Here is a 16,739-nt window from a genome sequence, read left to right on the forward strand (position 1 = left end):
AGGGGGTCGACTCGGTTATACTGTATACTGCTAAACTCCGTTTTTAAATTATTCGAACTCGAGCTCTCTTCAACCACCAGTGTACTTGAAGTAAAAAGGCAAAATACTGGGTATCACCCATCAATTGACCAAACCAGGGCAGCTTAAAGACCTCGTCTCCGCGGAGTGCAGCTTCTCTAACTTTACCAACGTTGAGCAAGGGCAAGAGTGGTGAGTCCGTTGAATCCAGTACTCGAAGTAGATTGTTGCGAACAAGGGCCGCATATTTGGGGTGATGGGTCTTGGGATACGGGTTTTTTGGTCGAGCTAAAACCTCATCCGGCAGGACTCCTTCCAGAGCCTTCCGTAAAATACCTTTGGGCATCCCCCCATAAGTCTTAGTGCCCCAAGGTATATTCCAGACGTACTCGACCAGCCTGTGATCACTAAAAGGAACCCGGATCTCGAGCCCCCATGCCATGCTCATCCGGTCTTTCCGGTCTAACAGAGTGGGCATGAACCGAGTTATACTTAGATAGGTCATTTCCCGCATCTTGGCTTCCCAAGTCGATTCTTGTCGAAGCCTGGGTACTTCGGCAAGAGCGTCGTGTAAACGATCGGCTATATATTCTCTGGGTCGAATATGGTTTACCACCTCAGGGGACAACATATTCATCCTTTCGTCCAACATTCTCATCCAGGGAAATACCGAGGTATTCTGAATCCCCTTGCCATAAAACCAGGGATAACCGCCAAACACCTCATCGGCGCATTCTCCCGATAACGCCACCGTAGCCTCTTTCCTCACTTCCCTGCAAAAGAGGTACAGGGACGAGTCAATATCAGCCATGCCTGGAAGGTCATTAGCCCATTGCGCGGAATCCAAGGTTTCATGCAGCTCATTCACATCAATGGTAACCGAGTGGTGAACTGTTCCTAGACTCTCCGATACTTTTTGTACCCAATGATTGTCAGTGTCTGGTTGAAACAGGTCCGGTGTAAAGTATTGTTCGCTGCCCTCATAAGCAACCGAAAACGTGTGGAGTCTTCCCCGACCTTCTCGTTCGAAGACACGAACCGCGAAAGCAGTCAGAGCACTTGAATCCAACCCTCCTGACAGCAGAGTGCATACAGGGACATCGGCCACTAGTTGTCTTGATACAGTGTCCTGCAGTAAGTCCAAAATGCGTGCTGCCGTAATTTCGGCATCGTCTTCGTGCGGGCGGTTTTCCAGCCTCCAGTACCTGTGAATGTGTACGCCTTTTCGGTTAAACACCATGTAGTGACCGGGCTTCAATTCCTTTACCCCTTGATAAACTCCGTGCCCTGGGGTTCTGGCTGGTCCCATTACCAAAACCTCAGCCAGTCCCTCTGCATCTAGGCGGGGTTCAATTTCAGGGTGAGCAAGCAGGGCCTTGAGCTCCGAGCCGAAAATCAGCCCGTCCGTGTACTCATAATAAAACAATGGTTTTACGCCCAGTCGGTCCCGGGCTAAAAACAAACTCTGTTCAGTTTCATCCCATACAGCGAAAGCGAAAATACCGTTGAGCCGTTCGACCGACAACGGTCCCCATTCGATATAGGCCATAAGCAAAACTTCCGTGTCGGAGTTTCTAGTCTGAAAGATATACCCGCGAGCTTCTAAATCCGATCGCAACTCCTCTCCGTTGTAGAGCTCGCCGTTATAGACTATGGTACACTCCCTCTTACCTTTTTTTCGAGTCATGGGCTGAGACCCCCCTTCGGGATCAACCACTACGAGGCGGCGGTGCCCCAGAGCAACATTAGGTAACAACCAAACACCTCGTGCGTCTGGTCCCCGATGAGAAAGGGTATCTGTCATGACCTCGATTACCTTGCGGTACTGTGATACATCTCGCTTCCAATCAATCCAGCCAGCGATTCCGCACATATTCATCACTCCTGTCTGAGGTCGTCTTGTGCAAAAAAAAGGCGCACGCAAGAGACAACTCTCCTGCGGCACCTTTGCCTGTCATATGTTTATGAAAATGTATGAAGAATGTTGCTGGAACTCTATGGGAAGTATTAGCCCACCTTAAACGTTCGAAAATGTTTTTGCCCTACTACAATTGCAACCTCAACACTGCACTCCTCGCGGATGATATGGCCATCAGCCTGACTTTGTGCTATTATCGGATGGGAAGTTGTGGAGCTCGACCCCGAACCCTTTTATCCAGGAGGTGATAATGATGGAAACTACTCCCAGGGGAATGAGATTGCACATAGCTATATTTGGCCGTCGCAATGTCGGTAAGTCCAGCCTTATCAATGCACTAACGAATCAGGATATTGCCCTGGTCTCTCCTATGGCCGGCACCACCACAGACCCGGTATACAAGGCCATGGAGATACTACCCATAGGCCCGGTAGAGATAATCGACACCGCTGGAATCGACGACGAGGGATTCTTAGGCCAGTTACGTATAAAGAAAACCATGGAGGTCCTGAACAAGACTGACCTGGCTGTACTGGTCATCGACCCGGTCCTAGGAGTAGGAGAATTCGAAACCCGCTTAAAAGAGACCATTGAAAAGAAAAACATTCCCATAGTATTCGCAGCGTCCAAAGCCGACACTCCAGAGTTTTCTCTCGAAGCCGTCAAAACCTGGGAAGAAGTGCTGGGAAAACCCATCATCCCCGTGAGTTCTCTAACTAGATACGGGTTGGAAGAGCTAAAGCAGCAGATGATCAAAGTAGCCCCCCGTCAGTTCGAGGAGCCTAACATAATCAGTGACCTCTTGCAGCCTGGAGAGCTGGCGATATTAGTTGTGCCCATCGACACGGCCGCACCCAAGGGTAGGCTTATCCTTCCTCAAGTGCAGACTTTAAGGGATCTTCTGGACCATGACATGATGGGACTGGTGGTGAAGGAACGCGAACTCCGGTTAGCTTTTAAATATCTGGCGATTAAGCCCAAGATCGTGGTCACGGACTCCCAAGCGTTCCTGAAGGTAGCAGGTGACACTCCCGAAGACGTACTCATGACCTCCTTTTCGATCTTGATGGCCAGGTATAAGGGAGACCTGGTGGAACTTGTCAAAGGTGCAGCCAAAATCAAGGAACTGAAACCGGGGGATCGGGTTCTGATCGCCGAAGCCTGCACCCATCACCGCCAGCCCGACGATATCGGCAAGACCCAGATTCCCAGGTGGCTCCGCCAGTACGTCGGGGGCGAACTTCACTTCGAGTGGTCTTCGGGTACCGGCTACCCGGAAAACCTGGCCGAATTCGACCTGATAGTGCACTGCGGCGCCTGCATGATCAATCGCCGCGAGATGCTACACCGTATCAAGCAGGCAAAAAAAGCCGGGGTTCCGATAGTTAACTACGGGGTTCTTCTGGCTTTTGTTCACGGCATACTGGAAAGAGCCCTGAAGCCGTTTCCTCTGGCCTTGATGGCTTGGGAAGAAACTAAACAGAAACCTCAAACCGCCTGACAGCCGATTATAAAAGGTTTAAGGCTGGTTTTAGAACTCGTGAGTCAGCCTGGCCTGGTCAAACGTTCGACTTCAAGTAGTTTGTCGAGCGTTTCTTCGGTCATAAGACCTTTTTCCAAAACCAGATGGCGAAAACTGATACCGCGCCTTATAGACTCCAAGGCTAGCTCGCTGCAGGTATCGTACCCGAGATAAGGTGTAAGCACCGTGGCATAAACGGTGCTTTTTTCGACGAGTTCCCGGCACCGCTCTTCATTGGCCTCTACTCCTTTTATGCAGTAATTAATGAATATGTCGACTGCTTTTCTTAACAACTTCATCGATTCCAGCAGGCAGTGGGCGATAGTCGGAGAAAAAGCGTTTAACTCAAGCTGCCCACCTTCTGCGGCCAAAGTAATGGCCAGATCGTTTGCTATTACCTTTATGCTGACCTGATTTATCAACTCCGGTATAACCGGGTTTACCTTCCCTGGCATGATGGTGGATCCGGCCTGTAGCTCAGGTAGCCTGATCTCTCCTATTCCCCCTCGTGGTCCGGAAGCCAACAAGCGTAGATCGTTGCTGATCTTGGCCAGGTTAACCGCTGCCGCCTTCAAGAGTCCCGAAACCTCTACAAAAACATCCATGTTCTGAATGCCGTCAACCAGGTTTTCGTTCCTGGCCAAGCCGAAAGGAAACTCCATCCGCAGTTTTTCATTCACCAGGTAAATGTACTTTAAAGGAGCGTTAATGCCGGTGCCGACCGCAGTCCCCCCCAAGCTGACCTGGCGCAGTCGCTCCCCTACCTTGTAAAGGCGCCAGCGGTCTCTAGCGATAGCTTGGGCATATGCCCCGAACTCCTGCCCCAAGGTTATGGGCACCGCATCCTGCAGCTGGGTACGCCCGAGTTTGATGATATGGGCGAACTCTCTTTCTTTTTCTTGTAATGCTTCTTGAAGCTCAGCGAAACGCCAAGACAGTTCCTCTAACAATTGGAGAGCAGCTAGGCGCATAGCAGTCGAGTAAACGTCGTTGGTAGATTGATGAAGGTTTACGTGGTCGTTGGGATGAATCCGGTCATAGCTCCCTTTCGGCAGTCCCAGTATTTCCAAGGCCCGGTTGGCGATGACTTCGTTAACGTTGGCGTTGGTTGACGTGCCGGCCCCACCCTGAATGCCACTGATTGGAAACTGGTCATCCCATCTCCCTGACATGACTTCTTCCGCTGCCTGGACGATAGCGTGGCCAATCACCGGGTCAAGGTCCCCTATCTCCATATTGGTCTGGGCCGCCACCTTTTTTATCAAAGCGATAGCCCGGATAAGTTCCGGATGTACTCTGGCATCACTGACCGCAAAATAGAGTGCTGCTCGCGCGGTCTGGAGCCCGTAGTACACATCGTCTTCGATAAACAACTCCCCCAGAACGTCGCTTTCCTTCCTCATCTTATCGCCTCCATGTATGGCCATGTCTCGCATCGCCAATGTACCAGTATTAGCCGCCGCCTTTCAGTTCCATTTTACTTCTTTTTGGACACCTAGCGGAACTTCCAAAAGGAAAGAACGAAACGTTCCCTCGTCCGCTGTAAATGCTGCCAACATCATAGAACGATAATAGTAAAAGAAAACAGGTGCTTGACACGAAGTGGGCCTTGTCTTAGAATGACGACAGAAACCTTTAAGTTAGCCCCGTGAGGCTGGCAAGGGAAACGCTTAGAGATTGGAGCCTACCTTCCTTCTTTACGGGAGGTAGGCTTTATTTATGCCTTGGGGTAGCTGATATGGCCCTGGTTGGGATACGAAGACGAGGAGGGTCCTTGGCGAAAAGGATTGCTCAGGAGATCAAGGAGACCGAAAGGGTAAGGATGAAAGAGACTGACGGCAGAGACGAGGTGGTAATTGAAAAAATCGTTGAGACGTGAAGCATCCCTTTAAAGTAGTCCTGAGAGGCTAGCAAGGGAGGCCGGTTGGTACCAGGTTGATGGAGGTGGATTTCAAGCCTTCCCTGCTAGCGGGGAAGGCATTTTTATTTGATACACCGCATGAGGAAGTAGTGGAAAATCGTGTTTAAGCGGCGCAAGAACCGGTAAAAACTGGTCACAAACGAGGCCGCGGTCAGAATGGCTTTATTGTATCTGATGACGGGAGGAGGATATTGCCTCGGGTACCAGAGCAGCAGCGGCAGGAGGGTTCACCACTGTAAGCTGCATGCCTAATACGAACTCTTTGGAAGCAACAACAGTAAACGCGTAGGGAGGAATCATTCGTATGCCGTTAAAGAGTGAACTCAAGAAAGTTATGGTCATTGGATCTGGCCCGATTATAATTGGCCAGGCGGCGGAGTTCGACTACGCAGGTACTCAAGCATGTCGAGCTTTGAAAGAAGAAGGGATACAAGTTGTTTTAGTCAACAGCAATCCCGCTACTATTATGACCGACAGTAATATAGCAGATAGGGTCTACCTTGAGCCCCTTGTCCCGGAAGTAGTAGCGCGGATTCTACGTAAAGAGCAGCCTGATGGCATCATTGCCAACCTGGGCGGTCAGGTCGGATTGAACATGGCCCTGGCTCTGCACAAGATGGGTATTCTCGAGGAGACGGGGATACCGCTTTTAGGAACGCCTCTTGAGGCTATTCAAAAAGCGGAAGACCGCGAATTGTTCAAGAAGACCATGCAAGAAATCGGTGAGCCGGTGCCGGAAAGCACTATCGTGGAAGACGTAGAAGCAGCCGTGGAGTTTGCCCAACGTATCGGTTACCCTGTTATTGTCAGACCTGCTTATACCCTCGGGGGAACTGGAGGTGGGACCGCCTACAATGAGGAAGAACTGAGGGTCATTGCCACCAAGGGACTGAAGATGAGTGTAATCCACCAGGTGCTCATTGAAAAGAGCGTGGCCGGCTTCAAAGAGATAGAGTTCGAGGTTATGAGGGATGCTAATGACAACTGTATAACCATCTGTAGCATGGAGAACATCGACCCCATGGGGATTCATACCGGAGACAGTATCGTCGTAGCACCGGCTCTCACCCTAAATGACGAAGAATACCAGATGTTGCGCAACGCTTCTCTAAAGATAATAAGGGCTTTGGGTATTGCTGGTGGGTGTAACATCCAGTTTGCTCTTAATCCCTTCAGCTCAGAGTATTATGTTATCGAGGTCAATCCCAGAGTTAGTCGTTCCAGCGCTCTGGCTTCAAAAGCTACGGGTTATCCCATCGCTAGAGTTACCACCAAGATAGCCATAGGATATCACCTGGATGAGATTCCAAACCGTATAACCGGTAAGACCAGCGCCTGCTTTGAACCGGCTATCGACTATGTAGTAGTGAAGATTCCTCGTTGGCCGTTCGACAAGTTTGTGGGCGGGGACCGCACTCTGGGTACCCAGATGAAAGCCACGGGTGAGGTCATGGCCATCGACCGGACCCTGGAAGCGGCACTGCTTAAAGGCGTCCGTTCTTTGGAGCAAGGGGTATGCGGACTGGTTCTACCCGAACTTACGGCTTTGAACGATGACGAGATAAGATTCAGGCTGAAGCATGCCGATGATGAGAGGATTTTCGTTATCGCTGAAGCTATCCGGCGCGGGATGACGGTAGATGAAATTTGGGACTTATCCCGCATCGATAAGTTCTTCCTCCGCAAGGTGAGGAACATAGTCGACATGAGGAAAAGGATAGAAGAGGAAGAACTTACAAAGGATCTTCTGTGTCAGGCCAAGCGGATGGGTTTTGCTGACCAAGAGATCGCTGCCTTAAAGAACGGTTCCGAGGCGGACATCAGAAACCTGAGAAAAGAGTTGGGAATAGTATCGACTTACAAGTTGGTAGATACCTGTGCGGCCGAATTTCAGGCCGAAACGCCTTATTATTACTCCTGCTACGAAACCGAAGATGAAGCTCTGCAAGAGACGGACGAGCGCAAGGTACTGGTTATAGGAGCAGGTCCTATCAGGATCGGGCAGGGCATCGAATTCGACTACTGCTCGGTTCATTGCGTTTGGGCTTTGCGCCAAGCCGGAATAAAAGCTATCATCGTTAACAACAACCCGGAAACAGTAAGCACTGACTTTGACACCTCGGACCGGCTTTACTTCGAACCTCTTGTATGGGAAGATGTCATGAACATCATCGAAGAGGAAAATCCAGAAGGAGTTATTGTACAATTTGGAGGACAGACAGCCATCAATCTCGCCCAACAGCTGCAGCAAGCCGGAGTGAAGATTCTCGGCACAAGCTTCGACAGCATAGACCGGGCCGAAAACCGGGATCGCTTTGACGAACTGGTCGAATCGTTAGGTATTCCACGACCGCCTGGAGGATCCGTAACTTCGATAGAGGGGGGCTTGGAGGTAGCGGAACGCATCGGCTACCCGGTGCTGGTTCGGCCATCGTACGTTTTAGGTGGCAGGGCGATGGAAATCGTGTATAACGAAACGGAAATGGTCGATTATATGCGGGGAGCAGTCAAGGTATCGAGGGAATTTCCTGTTCTGGTAGATAAGTACCTGGAGGGGAAAGAACTGGAGGTCGATGCCATATCCGACGGGCAGGATGTGCTGATTTCCGGCATAATGCAACACATAGAAAGAGCCGGGGTTCACTCGGGCGACAGCATCGCCGTCTACCCGGCCCACCAGATCTCCAAAGATATAAAAGAAAAAATTGTGGACTATACTACCAAACTAGCAAGGGCCCTGGATGTTAAAGGGCTTATCAATATTCAGTTCGTTGAGTTCGAGGGAGAGCTGTACGTACTTGAGGTAAACCCCCGTTCTAGTCGTACGGTTCCCTATATCAGTAAGGTAACCGGCATACCTATGGTCAAACTTGCTACCGATATAATCTTGGGTAAAACACTGAGCGAATTAGGTTATGAGAGCGGATTGTACCCCGTTCCGCCGTACTATGCCGTTAAAGCTCCAGTGTTCTCTTTTGGTAAGCTGCTGGAAGTCGATATTTCTTTGGGACCGGAGATGAAGTCTACGGGTGAAGTATTGGGAATTGATGTCTGTTTAGAAAAAGCCTTATATAAAGCTCTGATAGGAGCCGGCATCAGTATACCCGAATCCGGCACTATCTTAGTCACGGTAGCTGACAAAGATAAGAAGGAAGCCTTGCCCATTATCAGAGGATTCTATGATCTAGGATTTACCATAATGGCTACGGCAGGTACGGCTGAGGCTTTGCAGAAAACAGGTATAGAAGTGCACAGGGTGAACAAGCTGAGCGAGGGGCACCCGACGATCGTGGATCTAATTAGGCAAGATCAGGTTGATTTCGTCGTTAATACCCTCAGCAAGGGTAGAAAACCATATAGCGATGGATTCCAAATCCGCCGGGCTGCAGTGGAGCTCGGTATTCCGTGCTTGACTTCTCTTGATACTACCAGGGTGGTGCTGGATGTTATCCGCAACTTGAAAAAAGGGCGGGAATTTAGCGTGGTCTGCCTGGAGGAATATTTGTCCTGACATAAAATTTTTCGGACAAGAGGTGTCGAGGCATCCCATGTGGAAAATTCAACAATCCCTTGTCGCAAGGGTTGGGACAAAGCTCTAAAAGCAACCACCGCAGGAATTTATAATCCCGTTTAACACGCGCTCAACAATGAATGGAGACGTTTCTGTTGGTAATGTTGGTTATCGCTCTGGTTTAGTTCTATTTTTAGAAATTATGTAAAATTCTCGGTCACAGATTGGATTGGTTGAACACCGGTCGTTCACTTTAAACCCTTTCCATCACTCTGAGCTTTTTAAGTCCGGTTGCCAAAACAGCTCCTGCCAGCAGGATCAAAGCCGCAACCCAAAAGCTCGCCGATAACCCCCAGTGGTCAGCCACAATACCGTTGACCAGGGCCCCCAGTGAACCCACGCCCCACGCGAAACCCATAGACAGACCGGCAGCTATACCCACACTTTCCGGAAGATACTCCTGACAAAGTACAACCATAACAGGCAGGGGAGCATGTACGGTTAGCCCACAGGTCATCAAAAACAGCACCGACCAAAGGCCGTTAGTATACAAGAAAAGTCCCGCGAACACCGCACTCAACAACATGCTGACGACTATTATCCTGGTTCTCCCCAAACTATCCGATAGTTTTCCGGCTATAATGCCCCCAACGGCACCTGCCGCCAGGAACCAGGTAAGAAGGTTCGCTGCCGCTTGATACGAATACCCGGCCTTCTCCAGGTAAAAAACAAGGTAATTGCTCAAAACGAGGTGCCCCCAAGCCCTTAGTATCATGACCCATGTTAGAACCAGGATCGCTCCTTTAAAAACCGCACGAGCCTGGCTCAAATCCCATTTCTGGGCAGCCGGCTTTAAGCCTGACAACTTAGCCGTCCAAATCCCAAGAGCAAACGTGACAGCCGGCACCAGCATCAAAAACAGAGAATAAAGCGACAGGCGGTCTATCAAGAAAGCCACAACCATGGGGCCTAAAGCGTAACCTAAAGCCCCCGCCGAAGAGAACAAGGACATCAGAATACCCCGGTTGGAAGGATCCAGCTGGTACGTGTAAGTTGAACCAGACGGGTGATATGCGCCGTTGGCAACCCCGGCTAACAAGGTCAGGGCAAGAAAAACATAGTAACTGGTTGACATCACGCTGGCGCACATGAGCAAGCCACTTAACACCACAGGCCAAACCAGCCACCTCGATGAAGGGTGAATATCAAAAAGCCACCCGAACACCGGCTGGGCCAAATTTGCGGCAATCAGGCTCCCGCCAATGACTATTCCGGCCAAGGTGAGGTTAAGGTCGAGCCTGGGGGCCATAACCGGAAGCAAAGCTGGCAGGAAATTGATATACATGTCGGTCAAAGCGTGACCCCCTGCCAATAAAAGAAAAGCTCTGGTTCTCATGATTTGATTTGCACTATTAGTTCAATCTCGCAGGGAGCATTGAGAGGTAAACTGCTAACCCCTATCGCCGCTCGGGCATGTTGTCCGGCTTCGCCGAAAACCTCCTCCAGCAGTTCGGACGCGCCGTTTAACACTCGCGGCTGTTCGTGGAACCTTTCTGCGCTTTGTACATACCCTGTCATTTTCACTACCCTTTCCACCCGATCCAAGCTGCCTACCAAGAACTTGACCACCCCGAGACAATTCAAAACTGACTGGCGGGCACAGGCCACTCCTTTCTCGAGGTCCAAGTCTACCCCCAATTTCCCTTTATGTATCAACTCTCCACGACAAGTCGGAAGCTGACCGGAGGTGAAAACCAGATCCCCCACAACGACGCCAGGAACGTAAGCCGCTATAGGCCGGGGAGGCGATGGTATCTCCAATCCTAATTCTTTTAAGCGTTCCTCGACTCCCATGGCTCCTATTCCCCCTCACTATCGTATGATACCCTGAATAACGCCCATCAAGAAGACAAGATAAAACACTCCGCAGAAAAGCAAGGTCCCAGTACTAAGGTAACCCTTTCGGGTGACCTCGACGTACATCACGGCTGCGGCCAAAAGAGCACAGAGAGCGCTGACCATAGCCCCGACGCTAAGCCTCCAATCAGTCAAAAAAATGCCCAAAGCCGGTATCAACGAGCTCTGGAAAACCATAGCCCCCGTAATGTTGCCTAAAGCCAACGTGTCTTTACCCCTGGACACCCAAATGATGCTGTTAAACTTTTCTGGCAATTCGGTGGCAACCGGAGCAATTATCAGAGACAGCACGAAGGCGGGTACCCCATACGCGTGAGCGATATCTCTAACAGCGGTTACAAAACCGTCTGCCCCCAGTATTATTAAACAGAGTGACACAGCCACCTGAAACAAAATGGTCCTTAACAAGGGGTACTCGGAGCCGAAACAAAAATAGCAGCGCCGCAGTTCTTCCCCGTCATCCCTTCCTCCTTTGCTTTCGGTTATGGTCACGTAAACGTACCATAAATAGGAAAATACCATGAAGGCTCCAATAATAAGCTGCCAGCGACGCAAAGGAAGAGCGCCTACCAGAACTGCTGCCGTGAACACTATTAAGAAAAAGCCGAGGTCACGCCGAATAACATCCTTGTTAACTTGAAGTTTCAGGCCGTGCACGCGCCGCCACCTGAAGATAATTACGCCTACCCCGGTAACGAACATGGCCAAAGTCGAGAGCATCAACGGAGCCCCGAGAATCGCCCCGATCCCGATTTCCTTCCCTTCAGCTTCGCCTCCCAGCAGGATCGCGATAATCGGGATTAGAGTTTCAGGCAAAGCCGTACCGACAGCAGCCAAGATGCTCCCAACCGCTCCCTCCGACAGATTAAGCCTTTCCCCTAACCACTCAATGCCATTAGTGAAAATCTCGGCTCCGATAAGTATAATAACCAGGCTCACAACCAACAACACTCCACTGTTCACCTATCTAACCCCCTAGTGGTTCTGCTTGTCCAACCCTTGCTCAATCGGTTATAGTGACCTCATATCGCTGTCTCCGGTCAAAGCCTACACACCAGCGATAACCGGCTTGTCTAGCCAGCTCCCGAGCTTTCGCCAAATCCCGGCCCACATCTCCGGGTTCGTGGGCATCCGAGCCAAAGGTTATTGGAATGTCGGCCTCGAACAAAGCCTTAAGCAAGCTCGGGCTCGGATACATCTCGTTTACTGGCTTGCGCAATCCAGCGGTATTGATTTCTACCACCACTCCCGAGCGTTTCATCTGCAGCAGGAAAGGCTCCACGTACTCGAGGTCCCGCTTGCGTGCCGGGCGGTGGCCCCATATCTTGATGAGATCCAGGTGTCCGATGACATCGAACAAGCCCGACCTTACAGCTTGCGCTACTAAACGGAAATACCGCTCGTACAGGTCATCGATGTCAGCCCCATCAAACTCGGATCTTGAGTCGGGGTGATCAAACCCCCAACCGTCGATAAAGTGAACCGAACCTATGACGAAATCGAGATCCCATTTTTTTATTATACCCCTAATCTCCCCCTCCCGCTCAAAATTATAGTCTATTTCCATCCCCTGCCGGACGCATATCCCTTGAATCTCTGCCTGAGCTGCCTTCACGACATCAGGCCTTATCCTTCGTCCCCACTCTTCGTGTTCAGCCAGGCCGATTTCGGTTATCCCTTGCCTTCGCGCCTGATCCAGAAACTCCCTTATCCGCTCCTCTGTGTAGTCGTACTCTCCATGAGCGAGAACGTGTATGTGATAATCAACCGACATTCATCACGCCCCCTGTCTTTAAGGATAACTGGTCATCAAAACTGAAGAGCAATAGAATATAATTTATTGCATCGCCAAGGCCATTGTAATACAATTGGAACGAAGTTCAGGTTTCGCGCGAAGGAGGTTAACATGGCTAATATAATCCCCTTTATTGGTTTAAGGTACAACACTAATAAGATACCAAATCTGGCTTCTGTAGTCACCCCGCCTTATGACATAATAGACGAAACAGCCCAGGTTCGCTATTACGCCGAGCATCCAGCTAACGTGATTCGCCTCGAACTTGGTCTCGAATTCCCCAACGACGATGAGAACAACAACCGTTACACCCGGGCCGCCGAGTACATGCAACGGTGGATTGAAGAGGATATCCTGGTTTATGAAAGTAAACCTGCCCTCTACTTCTACCAGCAGGAGTTCAATATCCAGGGGAATACCGTCGTCCGGAACGGCTTTATCTGCGGTCTTAAAGTAGAAGCATACGATAAAGGCAATATCCTACCCCACGAAGAGACCCTGTCCAAGCCCAAAGAAGACAGGCTGCGTTTGCTCCGGGCTACCCAAGCCAATTTCAGTTCGATCTTCGGGCTGTATTCGGATCCAGAAAAGACTATCGATAGCGCGTTGCAAGCAGCCATAAGCGATACTTCTCCCACCTCTGAACTAGTCGACGAAGTCGGGGAAACCCATCGTCTGTGGGTGATTACCGATAATGAAACCATCCGCACTGTGGTCGAGGCCATGAAAGACAAGAAGATCTTCATCGCTGACGGCCATCACCGGTATGAGACCGCCCTCGAATATGCCCAGGAAATGGAGGCTAAAGGCTTGCCTGGGTACGATTACGTAATGATAACTTTGGTAAACTTGTATGATCAGGGTTTAATTATCCTTCCCACTCACCGCGTGGTAAAGAATCTGGAAGGTTTCGACCTGGAAGCTTTTCGGGTAAAACTCGGCTCCTATTTTAACGTTCGGCCCTTTGGCTCGGCTGACCAACTGTCAGCGTTTCTTAAAGCCATGGAAGAACAAGGTGAAGATCAACAGGTTTTCGGTATGTATGGTCAAAACGGAGTTCTGTATATCTTGAGCCTTAGGCCCAACGTCGAGATAACACAAGCCTTGCCGAATGATAAATCAGAGGCTTGGAAACGGCTCGACGTTGCGGTTCTCGATAACCTCGTACTCGACCACATGCTGGGCATCGGGGCTTCGCAGCGCAAAAACCAAGAATACCTGGCTTACACCAAGGACGCACAGTGGGCAGTGCAACAGGTCGACAAGGGCCTTTATCAAGTCGCCTTCTTCCTCAACCCCACCCGGGTCAAGGAAGTGGTAGACGTTGCCCAGGCCCGTGACAAGATGCCCCAAAAAGCAACCTACTTTTATCCCAAGCTGTTAACCGGTCTGGTCATAAACCACCTGGCCAAGAACATCAGCGGTTAAAGCTTAACTTGGAAAATCCAGACTTCTGAGAAAGACCTCTTGAAAATCCGGCTGACTAGCCAGCTCAAGGTAGCGGATGGAACGCGCAAGGCGGTCAGCCTCTTTTTGTTTTTCTCGAGATAAGAGGGCCATTATGGCACCTTCAGCCGCTGCATTGCCGATTCCTATAATGCTTTCCGGTCTGACAGGCGGCAAGAGACCTAAGCGAAGGATACTGGCCGGGCGAAGGTATTGGCCGAATGTACCCGCCAGGTATACCCGGCCTAAGTCTGATACGGAGAGCCCCGCCCTCTCCAACATTATGTCAACTCCTGTCCTGATCGCCGCCTTGGCTAATTGCAGTTGCCGGATGTCATTTTGGTTGATCCCTACTCTCCTCAATTCAGGGGCAGCGGACTCATTCAAAACAAATGATCCCTGATGTCCGCCCTGGATTGGGCTCAGAGTTCCGTTCTGGTTAAGCCAACCTAATTCTAACATAGCGGCCACAAGGTCAATCAACCCGGAACCACAAAAGCCAAGCGGCGGGCCTTCTCCTAGAACATTGAACTGGATCTTATCTTCTTGTACCCATACCCTGTCAACAGCCCCCGGCTCAGCGCGCATTCCTGACGATATGTTGCCGCCTTCGAACGCAGGCCCAGCGGCTGCAGAACACGCCCACCACTCTCCTTTATGGTAAAGAACCATCTCTCCGTTGGTCCCTATGTCGAGATAAAGAAACGTTTCTCGGCCGTGCAGATCCAGGGTTAAAAGACCTGCCACCACGTCTGCTCCCACGAAACCCCCGACCTGGGGGAGGATTCTAACTTGTCCCCGGGGATGAATCCTGATCCCAAATGTTGATGCTGTTTCAGACCAACTGTGCCTAAATACCCCAACGAAAGGTGCCCCTCCAAAACCACGAACATCAAGACCTGCAAACAGGTGTAGCATTACCGGATTGCCCACCGCCACCACCTGATACACGTCGGCAGGGCTTACCCCGTGAAAACTGGTCAGTTCGTCGATCATCGAATTAACGGCCGCAACTAAGACCTCGTTGAGGCGGGTTAACCCTCCCCTGTCCTCTGTGGCCCGGCTAACGCGCGAAATCACGTCTGCCCCGTACGTTTTCTGAGGATTGCCACGAGTCACTACCGACAGCCGTCGCCCATCTTCCAGGTCAACCAAAGCAGCGTACAGGCTGGTAGTTCCTATGTCAACCGCTACTCCCAACACGCGGGGCGTGCTGCTTGCGGTCACCTCGACCAAACAGGGTCCGATCGCAACGCCGTTTAACGAAACCTCGCCCCTGCTAACTTCAGTGCTGAGCCGGTTCCAATTATCGAAAGTCAAGCACAAATGAGACTCGGGAAAGGCTTGGGCAAGGCGTTCCCAAAGAGTCTCAGTGCCCTCTTCTGTCCGTGGAGGGACAGCCCCGCTGATCCTCTTCACCTCGGGTGCGATTTCAAATCCGAGCGCACGCCCTTCGGCTTTCAGAAATGGGGACAGTTCCATTGAAGATAAGTATACCTGCGCCGGCCCTAACACCCGGCAGTGACAAGCCAGCCGAAAACCAGGCGACACGCCTTGCTCCAGCATGAAGCGGCTTTCTTCCGGCCCGGGAGGCGATACTTCACCTTCTACCCGCACCCAGCAGTGCCCGCATGTCCCTCTACCACCGCATTCTCCTTTTACGTGATGCCCGCGGCTCTCGAGTATATCCCAGAGCAGCTGCCCCGGTAACGTCCATATTTCTTCGGCCTGATGAGAACCCACGTAAACCTCTAACTTAGTTCCTCTAACCATTTCCGGGCTTCGCTCTCCTAATTCGGTTGCCCTTTAGACAATAATTAATAATGAAATCGACGAGTTTGTCGCTGTCGTTCGGTTGAAAAACGGGCACCGGTAATTCTCCGATGTCAAAATCAGACACTACCGCGATCGTCTGGTTTAGCTCCATAAGCTCGCTGCTTACCTCGCGGCGTATGACTTGGATCTTGGGCAGGTCTTCGTTTTTGAAACCCTCAACCAGGACGATATCGAGTCCAGGCGTCACTTTCTTCAATATTTCATCAAGGCTCATCTTGCCCTCTTGCTGCCGGTACTCAACCGCGATTTCGTTCGACACAACAGCCATCAAAGATGCGCCGGCCTTAAAAAGGCGCATACTGTCCTTACTTCCTTCTTCGAAAACGATGGGATGAAAAGCATGTTTGATAACGCCCACTTTGAAGCCGCGATCCTGTAAACTGGAAATGACCTTCTCCAACAAGGTCGTCTTCCCTGCATTATGTGAACCCACGAATGCGATTACTGGAACCACTTGTAATCCTCCCGTGTTCGAAATACCGGATGATATTAAGCCTCTTTTCTCTCCTTTACAAGCAACATCTTATTCCATCCCCAGCTGCTACGTCAAATCAGCAAAAACAAAACCACCCCCTCACCCCGCCTTCTCGCCCCGGATAATTGTAAAATTCCAAGGAGAATAAGAGTGATAAGAGTGGATCGTCCAACCTATTGCGGATCTGCAACAAGTGCTGCTCTTTCGGTAAAGAAAACGTCGACAAAGCTTCAAGAAAACAAAAGGCACACCCAAATCGAGTAGGAGGGGGCGGCTAACCCCCGTCCTCTCACACCACCGTACGTACCGTTCGGTATACGGCGGTTCATGAAACACTACAGAGTTTCCGATATGTCTCATACAAGCTGATTAGTCCTTGG

Annotated in this window: 11 protein-coding genes and 1 pseudogene; 4 read left to right on the forward strand and 8 right to left on the reverse strand. The window is 50.7% G+C overall.

What is annotated here, in order from left to right; all coding sequences use genetic code 11:
* Positions 1–43: 43 nt before the first annotated feature.
* On the reverse strand, positions 44–1,891 hold the full coding sequence (gene asnB, locus HPY90_RS12180; RefSeq protein WP_287194833.1) for an asparagine synthase (glutamine-hydrolyzing): 1,848 nt from the start codon (positions 1,889–1,891) through the stop codon (positions 44–46).
* Between the two features lie 298 nt (positions 1,892–2,189).
* On the opposite strand from asnB, the gene hydF reads away from it, so the two are divergent.
* On the forward strand, positions 2,190–3,437 hold the full coding sequence (hydF, locus tag HPY90_RS12185; protein WP_287194849.1) for a [FeFe] hydrogenase H-cluster maturation GTPase HydF: 1,248 nt from the start codon (positions 2,190–2,192) through the stop codon (positions 3,435–3,437).
* Between the two features lie 44 nt (positions 3,438–3,481).
* On the opposite strand, the gene HPY90_RS12190 is transcribed toward hydF, so the two are convergent.
* Positions 3,482–4,861, reverse strand: coding sequence for an aspartate ammonia-lyase (locus tag HPY90_RS12190; RefSeq protein ID WP_287194835.1), 1,380 nt, complete (start codon positions 4,859–4,861; stop codon positions 3,482–3,484).
* A gap of 699 nt (positions 4,862–5,560) precedes the next feature.
* Between HPY90_RS12190 and HPY90_RS16355 the strand changes: the two are divergent.
* Positions 5,561–5,638, forward strand: a pseudogene (locus HPY90_RS16355) (hypothetical protein); the annotation flags it as partial.
* 45 nt (positions 5,639–5,683) lie between these two features.
* The gene (gene carB / locus HPY90_RS12195) at positions 5,684–8,890 is read left to right on the forward strand and encodes a carbamoyl-phosphate synthase large subunit (protein ID WP_287194837.1); all 3,207 of its coding nucleotides are present in this window, start codon (positions 5,684–5,686) and stop codon (positions 8,888–8,890) included.
* Positions 8,891–9,143: 253 nt separating this feature from the next.
* On the opposite strand, the gene HPY90_RS12200 is transcribed toward carB, so the two are convergent.
* The 4 genes from HPY90_RS12200 to HPY90_RS12215 are packed head-to-tail and all read right to left on the reverse strand — an operon-like array spanning position 9,144 to position 12,581.
* Positions 9,144–10,244, reverse strand: coding sequence for an MFS transporter (locus tag HPY90_RS12200; RefSeq protein WP_353733663.1), 1,101 nt, complete (start codon positions 10,242–10,244; stop codon positions 9,144–9,146).
* Between the two features lie 38 nt (positions 10,245–10,282).
* Positions 10,283–10,744, reverse strand: a complete 462-nt coding sequence (locus HPY90_RS12205; protein WP_287194839.1) for a RidA family protein — start codon at positions 10,742–10,744, stop codon at positions 10,283–10,285.
* Between the two features lie 18 nt (positions 10,745–10,762).
* Entirely contained in the window at positions 10,763–11,770 is a 1,008-nt protein-coding gene (locus HPY90_RS12210) for a sodium:calcium antiporter (RefSeq protein WP_287194841.1), read from the reverse strand.
* A 40-nt stretch (positions 11,771–11,810) separates the two neighbouring features.
* Entirely contained in the window at positions 11,811–12,581 is a 771-nt protein-coding gene (locus HPY90_RS12215; protein WP_287194843.1) for a histidinol-phosphatase HisJ family protein, read from the reverse strand.
* Between the two features lie 132 nt (positions 12,582–12,713).
* Here HPY90_RS12215 and HPY90_RS12220 point away from each other — a divergent pair, with 132 nt between their 5' ends.
* On the forward strand, positions 12,714–14,030 hold the full coding sequence (locus HPY90_RS12220; RefSeq protein WP_287194845.1) for a DUF1015 domain-containing protein: 1,317 nt from the start codon (positions 12,714–12,716) through the stop codon (positions 14,028–14,030).
* Positions 14,031–14,033: 3 nt separating this feature from the next.
* On the opposite strand, the gene HPY90_RS12225 is transcribed toward HPY90_RS12220, so the two are convergent.
* Both HPY90_RS12225 and mobB read right to left on the reverse strand, forming a co-directional pair.
* Positions 14,034–15,821 (reverse strand): ASKHA domain-containing protein, encoded by a 1,788-nt coding sequence (locus tag HPY90_RS12225; protein WP_287194846.1) that lies wholly within the window; start codon positions 15,819–15,821, stop codon positions 14,034–14,036.
* A complete protein-coding gene (gene mobB, locus HPY90_RS12230) occupies positions 15,814–16,338 on the reverse strand; it encodes a molybdopterin-guanine dinucleotide biosynthesis protein B (RefSeq protein WP_013175748.1) in 525 nt (174 codons plus the stop codon). Before mobB ends, HPY90_RS12225 begins: the two co-directional genes overlap by 8 nt.
* Positions 16,339–16,739: the final 401 nt, after the last annotated feature.

Origin of the sequence: Syntrophothermus sp. (assembly GCF_013314835.1) — a bacterium.
GTDB lineage: Bacteria > Bacillota > Syntrophomonadia > Syntrophomonadales > Syntrophothermaceae > Syntrophothermus > Syntrophothermus lipocalidus.